Source organism: Natronomonas halophila, from assembly GCF_013391085.1.
Classification (GTDB): Archaea; Halobacteriota; Halobacteria; order Halobacteriales; family Haloarculaceae; genus Natronomonas; species Natronomonas halophila.
Window position 1 is genome coordinate 3,090,662 of the sequence record NZ_CP058334.1, and the last position, 13,454, is coordinate 3,104,115.

At 66.1% G+C, this 13,454-nt stretch carries 13 protein-coding genes; 2 read left to right on the forward strand and 11 right to left on the reverse strand.

Annotation, left to right across the window (positions count from 1 at the left end):
* Positions 1 to 2: 2 nt before the first annotated feature.
* The 8 genes from HWV23_RS16375 to HWV23_RS16410 form a co-directional block, all read right to left on the reverse strand.
* Positions 3 to 980, reverse strand: coding sequence for an isocitrate/isopropylmalate family dehydrogenase (locus HWV23_RS16375; protein ID WP_178291450.1), 978 nt, complete (start codon positions 978 to 980; stop codon positions 3 to 5).
* A complete protein-coding gene (gene leuD, locus HWV23_RS16380) occupies positions 973 to 1,617 on the reverse strand; it encodes a 3-isopropylmalate dehydratase small subunit (RefSeq protein WP_178291451.1) in 645 nt (214 codons plus the stop codon). Before leuD ends, HWV23_RS16375 begins: the two co-directional genes overlap by 8 nt.
* Complete coding sequence (leuC, locus tag HWV23_RS16385) at positions 1,617 to 3,041, reverse strand: 3-isopropylmalate dehydratase large subunit (protein WP_178291452.1); 1,425 nt, start codon at positions 3,039 to 3,041, stop codon at positions 1,617 to 1,619. The genes leuD and leuC overlap by 1 nt, the downstream gene beginning before the upstream one ends.
* Entirely contained in the window at positions 3,038 to 3,304 is a 267-nt protein-coding gene (locus HWV23_RS16390; protein ID WP_178291453.1) for a DUF7989 family protein, read from the reverse strand. Before HWV23_RS16390 ends, leuC begins: the two co-directional genes overlap by 4 nt.
* Positions 3,305 to 3,337: 33 nt before the next feature.
* A complete protein-coding gene (gene ilvC, locus HWV23_RS16395) occupies positions 3,338 to 4,333 on the reverse strand; it encodes a ketol-acid reductoisomerase (RefSeq protein WP_178291454.1) in 996 nt (331 codons plus the stop codon).
* Positions 4,330 to 4,962 carry an acetolactate synthase small subunit gene (ilvN, locus tag HWV23_RS16400; protein WP_178291455.1) on the reverse strand — a complete coding sequence of 211 codons (633 nt, stop codon included), beginning with the start codon at positions 4,960 to 4,962 and terminating at the stop codon, positions 4,330 to 4,332. The genes ilvC and ilvN overlap by 4 nt, the downstream gene beginning before the upstream one ends.
* The gene (ilvB, locus tag HWV23_RS16405; protein ID WP_178291456.1) at positions 4,959 to 6,707 is read right to left on the reverse strand and encodes a biosynthetic-type acetolactate synthase large subunit; all 1,749 of its coding nucleotides are present in this window, start codon (positions 6,705 to 6,707) and stop codon (positions 4,959 to 4,961) included. The genes ilvN and ilvB overlap by 4 nt, the downstream gene beginning before the upstream one ends.
* Positions 6,708 to 7,005: 298 nt before the next feature.
* Positions 7,006 to 8,205: a LeuA family protein gene (locus tag HWV23_RS16410; protein WP_178291699.1), complete on the reverse strand. Its 1,200-nt coding sequence runs from the start codon at positions 8,203 to 8,205 to the stop codon at positions 7,006 to 7,008.
* Positions 8,206 to 8,591: 386 nt separating this feature from the next.
* Here HWV23_RS16410 and HWV23_RS16415 point away from each other — a divergent pair, with 386 nt between their 5' ends.
* Entirely contained in the window at positions 8,592 to 9,092 is a 501-nt protein-coding gene (locus HWV23_RS16415) for a gamma carbonic anhydrase family protein (protein WP_178291457.1), read from the forward strand.
* Positions 9,093 to 9,096: 4 nt separating this feature from the next.
* On the opposite strand, the gene HWV23_RS16420 is transcribed toward HWV23_RS16415, so the two are convergent.
* Positions 9,097 to 9,969: a pyridoxamine 5'-phosphate oxidase family protein gene (locus HWV23_RS16420; RefSeq protein ID WP_178291458.1), complete on the reverse strand. Its 873-nt coding sequence runs from the start codon at positions 9,967 to 9,969 to the stop codon at positions 9,097 to 9,099.
* 87 nt (positions 9,970 to 10,056) lie between these two features.
* Between HWV23_RS16420 and glpK the strand changes: the two genes are divergently transcribed.
* Positions 10,057 to 11,574: a glycerol kinase GlpK gene (glpK, locus tag HWV23_RS16425; RefSeq protein ID WP_178291459.1), complete on the forward strand. Its 1,518-nt coding sequence runs from the start codon at positions 10,057 to 10,059 to the stop codon at positions 11,572 to 11,574.
* A 3-nt stretch (positions 11,575 to 11,577) separates the two neighbouring features.
* On the opposite strand, the gene HWV23_RS16430 is transcribed toward glpK, so the two are convergent.
* Both HWV23_RS16430 and HWV23_RS16435 read right to left on the reverse strand, forming a co-directional pair.
* Positions 11,578 to 12,228, reverse strand: coding sequence for a winged helix-turn-helix transcriptional regulator (locus HWV23_RS16430; protein WP_178291460.1), 651 nt, complete (start codon positions 12,226 to 12,228; stop codon positions 11,578 to 11,580).
* 140 nt (positions 12,229 to 12,368) lie between these two features.
* Complete coding sequence (locus tag HWV23_RS16435) at positions 12,369 to 13,427, reverse strand: saccharopine dehydrogenase family protein (protein ID WP_246282708.1); 1,059 nt, start codon at positions 13,425 to 13,427, stop codon at positions 12,369 to 12,371.
* Between the last annotated feature and the right edge of the window lie 27 nt (positions 13,428 to 13,454).

The window sequence follows — 13,454 nt, forward strand, 5'->3', positions numbered from 1 at the left end:
CGTTACAGCCGGTCGACGATGGCCGCCGTAACGTCTTCCGTCGACGCCGAGCCACCGAGGTCCGGCGTTCGCGGACCGTCCGCGAGGACCGACTCGACGGAACTGCGGACGTTCGCTGCTTCCTCGCCGTAACCGAGATGCTCCAGTAGCATCGCCCCGGACAGAATCGTCGCCGCGGGATTTGCGACTCCCTGTCCGGCGATGTCCGGCGCGGAGCCGTGGACCGGCTCGAACAGCGCGTTGTCCTCGCCGACGTTGGCGCTCGGCAGCAGGCCGAGGCCGCCGACGAGGCCGGCTGCGAGGTCCGAGAGCATGTCGCCCGCGAGGTTCGGACAGATGACGACGCCGTACTCCTCCGGAGTCAGGAGGAGATGCATCGCCAGCGCGTCCATCAGCGCTTCCTCGTAGTCGGCGCCGCGTTCCTCGGCGACCGCCTCGACCGAATCGAGGAACTGGCCGTCGGTCGTCCGCATCACGTTGGCCTTGTGGGCAACCGTGACGTCGTCGTAGCCGTTCTCGTCTGCGTATTCGAAGCCGTAATCGGCGATCTTCCGCGAGGCGCGGTCGGTGATGACGCGGGTGAGTGTCGTCACACCCTCGTCGATTTCCGACTCGATGCCCTTGTAGACGCCTTCGGTGTTCTCCCGGACGAACACGAGGTCCGTCTCGGGCCGCAGCGCGTCGACGCCGGGATAGGCTCGGGCCGGCCGGATGTTCGCGAAGGAATCGACCGCCTGCCGCAGCGGCAGTATGACATCGGCGGCCGTCTCGCCGGCAGCGCCGAACAGCGTCGCATCGGCCTCGGTCGCCAGTCGGCGCGTTTCCTCCGGCAGTGCCTCGCCGGTCTCCTCCTTGACGTGGTCGCCGGCCTCGGCCTCGACGAACTCGAAGTCGGCGACGGCGTCGAGTACCTCGACGGCTGCGGGGACGACTTCCTGGCCGATGCCGTCGCCGGGGACGACCAGTACCGTCTCAGTCATCGGCGTGTCCCTTCCGCGCTTCGGGGTCCTCGATGTACGGCAGCGACGCGGCGGTGTCGGCGATGGCCTCGGTGTTGGATTTCATCAGGGCCGTCGTGTCCCAGATGCCGTCGACCAGCGCCTTCCGCTGGGCGTCGTCGACGTCGACTTCGACGACACGGTCGTCGTAGGAGACCGTCTCCGCTTCGACGTCGATTTCGATTTCGCTGTCGGGGTACTTCTCGACGTAGTCCTGCAGTTCGCGGATGGTCTCGGTGTCGGCAGTGACGGTCGGCACACCCAGCGCGAGACAGTTACCCGCGAAAATCTCGGCGAAGGACTCGCCGATGATGGCATCGATACCCCAGCGGACCAGCGCCTGCGGGGCGTGTTCACGGGAGGAGCCACAGCCGAAGTTGGAGTTGACGACCAGGACGTTGGCGTCCTGATACTGCTCCTCGTTGAACGGGTGGTCCTTCTCGTTGTCCTCGTCGTCGAACCGCTGGTCGAAGAAGGCGAACTCCCCGAGGCCGTCGAAGGTGACGACCTTCATGAAGCGCGCCGGGATGATCTGGTCGGTGTCGATGTCGTTGCCGCGGACCGGAATGCCGGTCCCTTCGACGTGTTCGACGCTGGGGATCTCGGTTTCGTCGGCCATTATGCCTCCACCTCCGCCTTCGGCAGTTCACGCACGTCCGTCACTTCGCCGGTGACCGCCGCGGCGGCGACCATCTCGGGGCTCATCAGGACGGTCCGGCCGTCCTTCGAACCTTGCCGGCCGACGAAGTTTCGGTTCGACGAGGAGGCACACGCCTCGTCGCCGACCAGTTGGTCGTCGTTCATGCCGAGACACATCGAACAGCCGGCCTCGCGCCAGTCGAAGCCGGCTTCCTTGAACACCTCGTCGAGGCCTTCGGCTTCGGCGGCGGCCTTGACGCGCTGGCTACCGGGGACGACCATCGCGCGGACCGAATCATGAACCTCGCGGTCCTTGACGATTTCCGCCGCTGCTCGTAGGTCGGGCAGTCGGGCGTTCGTACAGGAACCGAGGAAAGCCACGTCGATGTTGTAGCCCTCCATCGTCTCGCCGGGTTCGACGCGCATGTGTTCCTGTGCGCGACGGGCGGTGTCCTGTTTGTCCTCGCGGAGGTCCTCCGGTGCGGGAATCTCCTCGGTGATGCCGATACCCTGGCCGGGGGTGGTCCCCCACGTGACGACGGGTTCGATTTCGGAGCCGTCGATGGTGACGACGTCGTCGTATTCGGCGTTCTCGTCGGACTTGATGGACTCCCAGTAGGGCTTCAGTTCCTCGAAGCGCTCGGGGTCGTCCTCGAATTCGTCCGTCCCCTTCAGCCACTCGTAGGTGGTCTCGTCGGGGTTGACGTAGCCCGCGCGAGCGCCGCCCTCGATGGACATGTTACAGATGGACATCCGACCTTCCATCCCGAGGTTCTCGATGGCCTCGCCGGCGTACTCGTAGACGTAGCCGACGCCGCCCTCGGTGCCCAGGCGGCGGATGATGGTCAGGATGATGTCCTTGGCGGTGACGCCCTCACCGAGTTCGCCGGTGACCTCGATTTTGCGGACCTTCTTTTTCTCCATCGCGACCGTCTGGGTCGCCAGCACGTCCCGAATCTGGGAGGTGCCGATACCGAACGCCAGCGCGCCGAAGGCGCCGTGGGTGGAGGTGTGGCTGTCACCGCAGACGATGGTCTTGCCGGGCTGGGTGATGCCCTGCTCCGGCCCGATGACGTGGACGATGCCCTGGTTGCCCGTCGTCGGGTCGTCCAGTTCGATGCCGGCCTCGCGGACGTTCTCCTCGAGTTCCGCCATCATCTCCTCGGCGGCGTCGTTGTCCAGCGGCCGCGACTGGTCGGCGGTCGGGACGATGTGGTCGACCGTCGCGTGGGTCAGGTCCGGACGGGCGACTTCGATGTCGCGTTCCCGGAGCATCCCGAAGGCCTGCGGGCTGGTGACCTCGTGGATGAGGTGAAGCCCGACGAACAGCTGGTCCTGCCCGTTCGGCAGCGTCGTGACCTTGTGTCGGTCCCAGACCTTGTCGTAGAGCGTGCCCTTGCTCATCGGTCTGCTCCACGGTCGTAGGCGCGCTGTGCGCCGTCGTTTTCGCCCGGCGGCGTGTGGCTTACATCGCCCAGCGTCTCCGCCTCGGGGGCGCTGTCAGCCTCACCGCCGTCGGACGAGTCCGACGAGGATCGGCTTACTACGTTCGCCTCACCGCCGTCGGCGGCGATGGTTCGTCCGCGGCTATACGTCTGTGTGTCGCCGAACACCCGCCCCGTGTAGGGGTTGGTGTGGCTCATTTCGCCCAGTGTGTCTTCTGTCATGTCCTCGGAATCGTTCGCACCGTTGTTTCCCATCTATTCCTCACCCCACGCGAACAGCGCGCGCAGGTCCTCGCCCACGTCCTCGATGTCGTGGTTCTTCTCGGCTTCTCGAAGCTGTTTGTAGCTCGGGCGGCCCGCCTGGTTCTCGTTGATCCACTCGCGGGCGAACTCGCCGTTCTGGACCTCTTCGAGAACCTCCTCCATCTGCTCGCGGGCGTGCTCGTCGACCACGCGGTCGCCGCGGGTCAGCCCGCCGTATTCGGCGGTGTCGGAGACGGAGTCCCACATCTCGCTGTTGCCGCCCTCGTACATGAGGTCGACAATCAGTTTCAGTTCGTTCAGGCACTCGAAGTAGGCCATCTCGCGGGAGTAACCGGCCTCGACGAGCGTCTCGTAGCCCTGCTTGACCAGCGAGGTGACGCCGCCACAGAGGACGGCCTGCTCGCCGAAGAGGTCGGTTTCGGTCTCCTCGCGGAACGTCGTCTCGACGACGCCCGCGCGGGTACAGCCGATGGCCTTCGCGTAGGCGAGGCCGACGTCGTGGGCCTCGCCGTTGGCGTCCTGATAGACCGCCAGCAGGCCGGGGGTCCCCTCGTCGTTCTCGTAGTTGCGGCGGACGAGGTGCCCCGGCGACTTCGGCGCGACCATCGTGACGTTGACGTCCTCGCTCGGTTCGATCTGTCCGTAGTGGATGTTGAACCCGTGGGCGAACTGCAGCGTGTCGCCCGGTTCGAGGACGGGTGCAATCTCCTCGTAGACGGCGGGCTGGACGGTGTCGGGGACCAGCACGCTCACGAGGTCGGCCTGCTCGGCGGCGTTGCGGGGCGTCGCCACGTCGAGGCCATCGGATTCGGCGGCGTCTCGCGAAGAGGAATCCTCGCGCAGGCCGACGACCACGTCGACCCCGGAATCGTCGAGGTTCTGTGCGTGGGCGTGGCCCTGACTCCCGTAACCGAGAACGGCTACGGTCTTGTCGTCGAGTGCGGTGCTGTCGGCGTCGTCGTCGTAGTAGATAGTCGCGTCAGTCATGTATGGGTCTCGTCAACGCGTGCGGTTTCCTCTTCGCCACGTGCCAGTGCTGCCTGCCCGGTCCGGGCGATTTCCCGGATACCGAACTGCTCGTAGGCGTCGATGGCGTCGTCGATCTTGCTCTCGTCGCCGGTAATCTGGACCGTCACGGTCCGGGGCCCGGCGTCCAGCGTCTGTCCGTCGTACATCTCCGTGATGGCCTGAACCTTGTCCGGCTCGTCACCGTTGACCTTCAGAATGACCAGTTCGCGGGCCACCGGCTTGTTGTCCAGTTCGCGAACGTGGACGACCGGCAGCACTTTCTCGAGTTGTTTTTTCGCCTGGTCGATGCCCGGTTCGGGTTCCTCGATGACGAGGGTGATACGGGAGTAGCCCTCGTTCTGGGTCGGGCCGACGGTCAGCGATTCGATGTTGAACTGGCGGCGGTGGAACAGCCCGGAGACGCGAGCCAAGACGCCGGGTTCGTTCTCGACGTACGCGGAGATGATGGTCCGGCGGGGCTCGTGTTCCGCCTCGACCTCGGGGTCGACGCGGATACCCTGAGAGTTCCGGCGGCCGACCGGCCGCTTTCGCTCCTCGGGTTCGGGGCCTTCCAGGCCCTGTCGGCGGTCCTCGTCGCGTCGGCTCATAGCTGGTCCTCCGCGAGGGCGAACAGGCCGTTGTCGCCGCCGCTCGGCACCATCGGATAGACGTTCTCGCCGGGGTCGATGTGCGCGTCGACGACGCTCGGGCCGTCGTACGCGAGGGCTTCTTCGACGACTTCGTCGACCTCCTCGTAGGTGTCGATGCGGAAGCCGCGTGCGCCGAAGGCCTCCGCGAGGGTGTCGAAGTCCGGCACCCACGGGTACTCCGAAGCCATGTGTCGCTCGCCGAAGAAGGCGTCCTGCCACTGGCGGACCATGCCGATGGCAGCGTTGTTCAGCACGACGATGGTGATATCCAGGTCTTCACGGACGGCAACCGACAGCCCCTGACACGTCATCAAGAAGGAGCCGTCGCCGTCGAAGCAGACGACCTCCTGGTCGGGCGCCGCGATTTTCGCGCCGATGGCGGAGGGCACGCCGTAGCCCATCGCGCCGAGGCCGTGGGAGGACACCCACGTGCGCGGTTCCTTGTAGGTCCAGTACTGGCAGGCCCACATCTGGTGTTGACCGACGCCGGTCGTGACGATGGCGTCGTCGGCCGTCTCCTCGTCGAAGCGCTCGACGATGTACTGCGGCTTGACCGGTTCGTCCTCGGGCGCCGAGTAGTCCATCGGGTACTCGGCTTTCCACTCCTGGACCTGCTCGCGCCAACTGTCTGCCTCCGGCGCGTGCGGCATCGCCGTCGACAGTTGTTTGACGACGGCCTTCGCGTCGCCGACCAGCGGGTAATCGGCCTCGACGTTCTTCGAAATCTCCGCGGGGTCGATGTCGACGTGGATGACCTCCGCGTCGGGGGCGAAGGTTTCGACGCCGCCGGTCAGGCGGTCGTCGAAGCGCGTCCCGATAGCCAGCATACAGTCGGTCAGCGTGATGGCCATGTTGGCGTAGCCAGTGCCGTGCATGCCGGCCATCTCTAAGGCGAGGTCGTGGTCCTCGGGGAACGCGCCGATGCCGGGCATCGTCGTGATGACCGGAATCTCGTGTTCCGTCGCGAACTCGCGCAGTTCCTCGCTGGCCTCGGCCTTGATGACGCCGCCGCCCGCCAGAATGACGGGCTTGTCGGCCTGTGCCAGCACGTCGGCCGCCTCGGAGACGGATTCGGGCTCGGCCGTCTCCGGCGGGTTGTACGTACTCGGGGTCTGGGGTTCGCCGGGGTCCTCGCTTGCCTCGCCTTTCGTCACGTCCTTCGGCAGGTCGACGAGCGTCGGGCCCTGCCGGCCACGTTTCGCGAGCGCGAAGGCGGTGCCGACGTCGGTGCCGACTGCCTCGGAATCGTCGGCGAAGAAGTTGGCCTTCGTGATGGGGGTGGTGACGCCGACGGTGTCGGTCTCCTGGAAGGCGTCGCTGCCGACGAAATCCGTCGACACCTGGCCCGTCAGTGCGATGACGGGGTCCGAGTCCATGTTGGAGTCGGCCAATCCCGTCACGAGGTTGGTCGCGCCCGGCCCGGAAGTGGCCATACAGACGCCCGGCTCGCCGGAGACGATGCCGTAGGCGTCGGCGGCGTGGGCCGCGCCCTGCTCGTGGCCCATCGTGATGTGTGTCATCTCGGAGTCGTACAGGGCGTCGTAAACCGGCATGATAGCGCCGCCCTGCACCCCGAAGAGGTGCTCAACGCCTGCGTTCTCGAGCGCGCGCACGACTGCGTCCGCGCCCGTCTCGATGTCCTTGGGTCCCGTCTCGGCGTCCGCGTCGGAGTCCGAAGGGACCTGGGCCGGTTCGCCGCTCATGGCGACCCACCCGCCGTGCGATACCGTCGATTGGAGTGCTGTGTGTACATGGTCCTGTCAGTCTGGTTGTCTGGAAACGATGCGAACCGCGGTGGAGAGAAAGGTAGTGTAGGGGCTAGGCCCCTACAATAATCGCGACGCTGGCGAGAAGCGCGGGCGTGCGCCGGCCAGCGGTCGAAGGCCTCATCACTACGATGGTAGTGACGTGGACGGTAATAATGGTTCCGCGTTCCGCGAGCCTTGCCGCTCGCGTTCACCCGCCGCTGGGACGGGGAGCGAACTGCCGCGACGGACATCCCTATACGCGAACCTCCTCGCGTTTGATGCCTACGTCGCGGGCGAACTCCTTGAGCCGCTCGAAGGTGACCTGCTCCTTCTGGGCGCCTTGCTCCTTGACGCGGCGGGTCACCTCGCGGACTTCGGCGTCGGTCGGCTCGAAGCCGGCGTCCTCCAGTCGCTCGCGGACCGAGTGTTTGCCGGTGTGTTTGCCCAACACCAGCTCTCGGGTCGCGCCGACCATCTCCGGCGTCATGACGCCGGGTTCGAAGGTGTCGGCGTTCTCGATGACGCCGGCGGCGTGGATGCCCGACTCGTGGGAGAAGGCGTTGTCTCCCACGATGGGCTTGTTCGCCGGAATCGGGATGTCGCTTTTCTCCTCGACGATGCGGGCCAGTTCCGTGATGCGTTCGGTCTTAATGCCCGTGTCGACGTCGTAGAGCGACTCCAGCGACATGACGACCTCCTCGTAGGCCGCGTTGCCGGCTCGTTCGCCGATACCGTTGACCGAAACCTGCGCCTGTGCGGCGCCGGCCTCGAAGCCCGACAGCGCGTTGGCCGACGCCAACCCGAAGTCGTCGTGGGTGTGAACGTCGACGTACGCGTCCGTGTGCGCACAGACGTTCTCCACCATGTCGTAGAACCGTCGGGGGGTGGCGACACCGCAGGTGTCGGGGATGTTGATCCAGTCCGTCCCGGCGTCGGAGACGGCCTCGATAACGTCAATCAAAAACTGTTCATCCGTTCGCGTGGCGTCCATCGGCGAGTACATGCAGGTAACGCCGGCGTCTTTGACGCGCTCGACGGCCTCGACGGACCGCTCCAGCGCCTCCTGCCGGGTGGCGTGCATCGAATCCTGCAGTTGGACGTCGCTCGTGGACGCGAACACGTGGATCATTTCGACGCCGGAATCGATGGCGGCGTCGATGTCCTTCTCTACGACGCGGGCGAGCCCGCAGACGGTCGTAGATGTCGCGTCGGCGATATCCGATACCGCTTCGAACTCCGCCTCGGAGTTCACGGGGAAGCCGGCCTCGATGACGTGCGTGCCCATGTCATCGAGGATTGCGGCTATCTCTCGTTTGTCCTCGTAGTCGAACGAGGTTCGCGGGGACTGTTCGCCGTCGCGCAGGGTCGTGTCGAAAATCCGGGCCTCACTTATCTCTGAGGTACTATCTAGCGTGCCCTGGAAGAACTCGATCCGCCGACGAAGTCGACGTATCCTCGTGCTGTGTCATAGCATTCGATTGGACGCCCTGCCAGGTATTTAAAACTGTCCTTGAGACAGATGTTGCACGGGGGTTGAAATACGCATCCTCGTCGACGGTACTGGAAACCGCACGACGTGAGCGCCTAGTATGTCTTAATACATCCTCCTACAATTGGGTACAGAACTGCCTCGAAGCCGTGTTTAAATAATCGTGTGACAGTTATTTTCCGAATCTGAGTTTAGAATCTAGTACTTTCCCACCTCGCGCGCGGTCCGGAAGTTGACGAACATCCACTCCGGACTGACGGTATGGCCCCGAGGTTCGAACGCTTCAACGAGGGTCGGAAGCGACCGCCGGAGCGCGTACGTTTAACACGTCCCCGCGATTGGCCGACGGTATGCTCCGAAGTTTCGACGGCGTCGAACCCGACGTCCACGAAGACGCCTACGTCGACCCGGCGGCCGTCGTCATCGGCGACGTGACTATCGAGAAGGACGCCAGCGTCTGGCCGAACGTCACCCTGCGTGGGGACCACGGTCCCATCGTCCTCCGAGAAGGCTCGAACGTCCAGGACAACTCCGTCCTCCACGAGGGCGCCGAGATCGGCCCCTACGCGACGGTCGGCCACACCGCAATCGTCCACAACTCCGAGGTCGGCGAGCGTGCGCTGGTCGGGATGGGCGCGACCGTACTGGACCGCACCGTCGTCGGTGAGGAAGCGATGGTCGGGGCCAACAGCCTCGTGACCGAGGACTCGGAAATCGAGCCGAACACGCTCTATGCCGGTAATCCCGCCGAGAAAATCAAGGAAGTCGAAGACTCACCGTGGGCCTATGCCGGCGACCGATACGTCGAACTCTCCCGGGAACACATCGAAAGCTCCGAACTCATCGAGTAATCCCTCACCCCTCGCGGTCCGCGAAGTACGCCCGCGTGCGCCGTTTTCCCTGCACGATGAACTTCAGTCGGTCCAGTAGCGTCTCGTTGCGCATCGAGAAGGTACTCGCGGGGTCGAAGGCTACTCGTCCCTCAGCGGAACGGACGCGCCCACGGAAGAGCCGTTGGCCGAGCTTATCCAGCCCTGGTGTGTGCCAGTGGGCGAGCAGACAGGCTGGTTGGCCGTCCTCGACCGACAGCGGCACGTCGAGGCGGGCGGTTTCGCCGTCGACATCGACTCCGTGAACGGCGTCGGTGCGTGGCCATCCGGCCTCGTCGACGGCGGTGAGCGTCACGCGGTCGTAGGAAGCGGCCTCCGCCGCATCGACGTCGTATGCGGGCCACGCTGGTAACGCACAGGCGTCCCCGGAGACCGATTCGATAGCAACCGGTTCGATTTCGACGAGGATTCGGAGGGCATACCACCCGAACAGGAACCGGCCGAGACGGGAATCGAGCGTCCCGCTGGTTTTCGTGAAGGCGTCCCTTTTCGGGGAGGGCGGTTCGGCGGCGATGAGTTCCTGAAGGTATTCGGTGTTGGCTTCGAGGTCGTCGTCTCGGACGGTTGCCCGGCCGCGGAGCAGAAATGGGTCGTCGGCGTCGTAGAACAGCAGCGAGAGCCGTGGGTTCTCCTTGACTGCCTCGATTTTGCCGGCGAAGGCGGGCGCGGAGGTGACGACGACCCGGTCGGTCGACTCGTCGTAGAAGGGACTCAACGGGAACGTCTGTGGCCGGCGGCCGGTCGCCGTCGCCACCTCGACGGCCGCCGAATCGTGGACGGCCTGCCGTATCCTGTCTCGGTCCGGCGCACCGAGCAGGTCCTTGTCCGCCCTGGGCATGGCTACCCTACCACCCGGCCCGCGCTTAAACCTTGGTCGCTCGTGCTCGCGAGTCACTTATTTGCCCCCGGCGGCCGCCTCGCCGGTATGGCATACGTCGCGGCTATCGACCAGGGGACGACGGGCACCCGAAGCATGGTCTTCGACCGCGAAGGGCGGGTCCACGGGCAGGCCTACGAGACCCACGAGCAGCGCTATCCGGAACCGGGCTGGGTCGAACACGACCCCGAGGAGATCTACGATAACGCCGTTGCGACCCTGCAGGAAGCTATCGATGTCGCCGGCGTCGACCCCGCCGAAATCGCGGCCCTCGGCGTAACGAACCAGCGGGAAACGACGGTCCTCTGGGATGCCGAAACGGGCGACCCGGTCCACGACGCCATCGTCTGGCAGGACCGCCGAACGACCGAACGCGTCGAACGACTCCGCGAGGAGGGCCGGGCGGCGGCCATCCGCCGAAAGACCGGCCTCCAACCGGACGCCTACTTCTCGGCGACGAAACTGGAGTGGCTGCTGGACAACGCGGACCCTATTGCACCCGACCGCGGCCGCGGTGCCGACGTCCGCGAGCGGGCCGAGGCCGGTGACCTGTGTTTCGGCACCATCGACTCGTGGCTCATCTGGAACCTCACCGGCGAGCACGTCACCGACGTGACCAACGCCTCCCGGACCCTGCTTTTTGACATCCACGAGATGGCGTGGGACGAGGACCTGCTCGCGGAGTTCGACGTTCCCGAGGCCGTCCTTCCCGAAGTCAGACCCTCCAGCGATGCCGAAATATACGGCTACACCGACCACGACACCTTCGGTGCCGAAATCCCCGTGACCGCCGCGCTCGGCGACCAGCAGGCGGCCCTCTTCGGACAGACCTGCTTCGATGCCGGCGACGCCAAGAACACCTACGGCACCGGTTCGTTCCTCCTCCTCAACACCGGCGAGGAGGCCGTCGATTCGGACCACGGCCTCCTGACGACGGTGGCCTTCCAGCGCTCCGGCGAACCCGTCCAGTACGCGCTGGAGGGGTCGATTTTCGTCACTGGTGCAGCCATCGGCTGGCTCGAAGACGTCGACCTCATCGACGATGCCGCGGAAACCGAGCGACTGGCTCGGGAGGTGGATTCGACCGACGGCGTCTACTTCGTGCCCGCCTTCACCGGCCTCGGCGCGCCACACTGGGACCAGCGCGCACGCGGGACGATGGTCGGCCTGACCCGCGGGACCGAACGCGCCCACATCGTCCGAGCGACGCTGGAGGCCATCGCCTACCAGACCCGCGACGTCGTCGAGGCGATGGTCGAGGACAGCGGCCTCGAACTCACCGACCTCCGGGTCGACGGCGGCGCCGTCAAGAACAACTTCCTCTGTGGGTTGCAGGCGGACATCCTCGAAAGCGACATCGTCCGGCCGGTCGTCGACGAGACGACGGCCCTCGGCGCGGCCTACGCCGCCGGCCTCGCGGTCGACTACTGGGAGAGCGTCGACGAACTCCGCGAGAACTGGCGCGTCGACCGGGAGTTCGAACCGACCCCCAGCGAGGATATCGAGGACCGCTACGAGCGCTGGAGTGAGGCCGTCGAACGCGCGAAAGGCTGGGCGCGAGAATAGCCGTCAGTCGTCGGCCGCCACGACGGGCGACGACAGCGCGTCACGCGTTTCGGGCGTCAGCCGCGTCAGTACGGCCTCCCCTGCCCGTTCCCGCTCGACGAGACCACGGTCGGCCAGCGTCGAGAGGTGATAGGACACCGTTGAGGGCGCCCGGCCGGTTACCTCAGCGACCGCTCGAACGGACGCAGGCTCGGTTTCGGCGACGGCTTCGAGAACCGCGTTGGTCGGTTCGGCACTCGTCGCGGCCGCGATGTCGGCGTCCATCTCGGCCGGCGCGACGCGAAGGGCGCCGCCGACTTCGACGGCCTCGACGAGGCCGGCGTCCCGGAGCACGTCGACGTGGTACCTGACGGTCGATTTCGTCACGCCGACTGCATCGGCGAGCGCCGACAGCGTCGCCCCCGGCGACTCCCGAATCGCCTCGTACACCGCCGCTCGGGTGCGTTGGTTGAGGATACCCTCGGTGTCGGCTCGCAAGAGGCCGGATGAGACGACTACGGAGCGATAGCGGTCGATTTCGGGCAACTCGAAGCCCGTGGGAACGGTGAGGCTATTCCCCTCCTCGGGCGCGCTGGTGGTGGCGACGGCCGGCGGCGCGAACAGGCCGACGACGAGGAGGGCAACGAGGATGGCGACGAGCGGCCGGCGGTCCATACCGTCGTTCGGCGGGCGTCGGATGTATGCCTTTTCCTGCGCGTGTCGAAGAGGTTCGGGGGCAGTGAGGGGCGGAGCGTAGCGAGATACTCGACTGGGAGCGGCGAACGGCGTGAGCCGCGACCGAATCGGTCGACTCGCTACTCGTCGAAGAAGCCCTCGACGCCGTCGAGGTCGAGGACGAACTCGGGGCCGAAGGCCGCGGCGGGCGTCTCGAAGCCGACCGGCCCGTCGGCCAGCACGCGCTCGGCGGCCGTCGTCGCCGAATCGACCGTCAGCGCGTAGGTCTCGGGCGTCTTCACCCGCGAGGTTACGGTCGTCTCGCCGTCGGTCGCCTCGCCCCAGACGTAGCAGGCACCTTCCTCGCGCTGGCGCTCGCTGGGGCCATCGACGAACGTCTTCGCGAGCGTCTGGAGCGTCTTCTTGACCGGCGGGAGGCCGAGAACGGGCGCGGTAAACCGACTGAGTTTCATGCTCGACCCGACCAGCGGTGGGACGGCGGTGAATACTTCGATGTTCTCGATGCCGGTGGTGTAGTAGGCTGTCGAGACGTCGCCCCAGGGGATAGTGACGGCGTTGCGCTTCCCGCGGCCGAAATCGATTTGCCGGCGCTCGTGGGCGGTCGGCACGTCGACGATGCGGCCATCGCGGCGAACCTTCCCGCCCTCGTCCATGTGTTCGATGACCGAGGCGAGGGTCCCCTTCGAGATGGTTCCCGACGGGTCGAAGCCGAGTCGGAGTTCGTCGGCCTCGGGCAGGCGGTCGTGGAGGTGGCCCGCCAGACAGTCGGTCGGCACCACGTCGAAACCGACGCCGGGAAGCAGGCAGATGCCGGCTTTCTCGGCCTCGCGGTCGCGTTCGGCGATGGCCTCGAAGACCGACAGTTCGCCCGTGATGTCGAGGTAGTGGGTGCCGGTCTCCAGACACGCCTCCACGAGCGGTTCGTAGGTCTCGACGAACGGGCCCGCGCAGTTTAGCAGGACTTCGACGTCGTCGAGATGCTCGTCGGCCTCATCGACCTCGAAACTACGGCCCGGCACGTCGAGGCGGGCGGCGAGGTGGTCGGTTCGGACCTCGTCACGGCCGGCGACGACGGTATCGACGCCGCGGTCGACGGCTTCCTCGGCGATGAGTTCCCCGGTGTATCCGTAGGCGCCGTAAATCAGCAGGGACATATCGACGTCCTCGCCCGGCGTCATCAAAAACCCATACCTCGGTTGATGGGT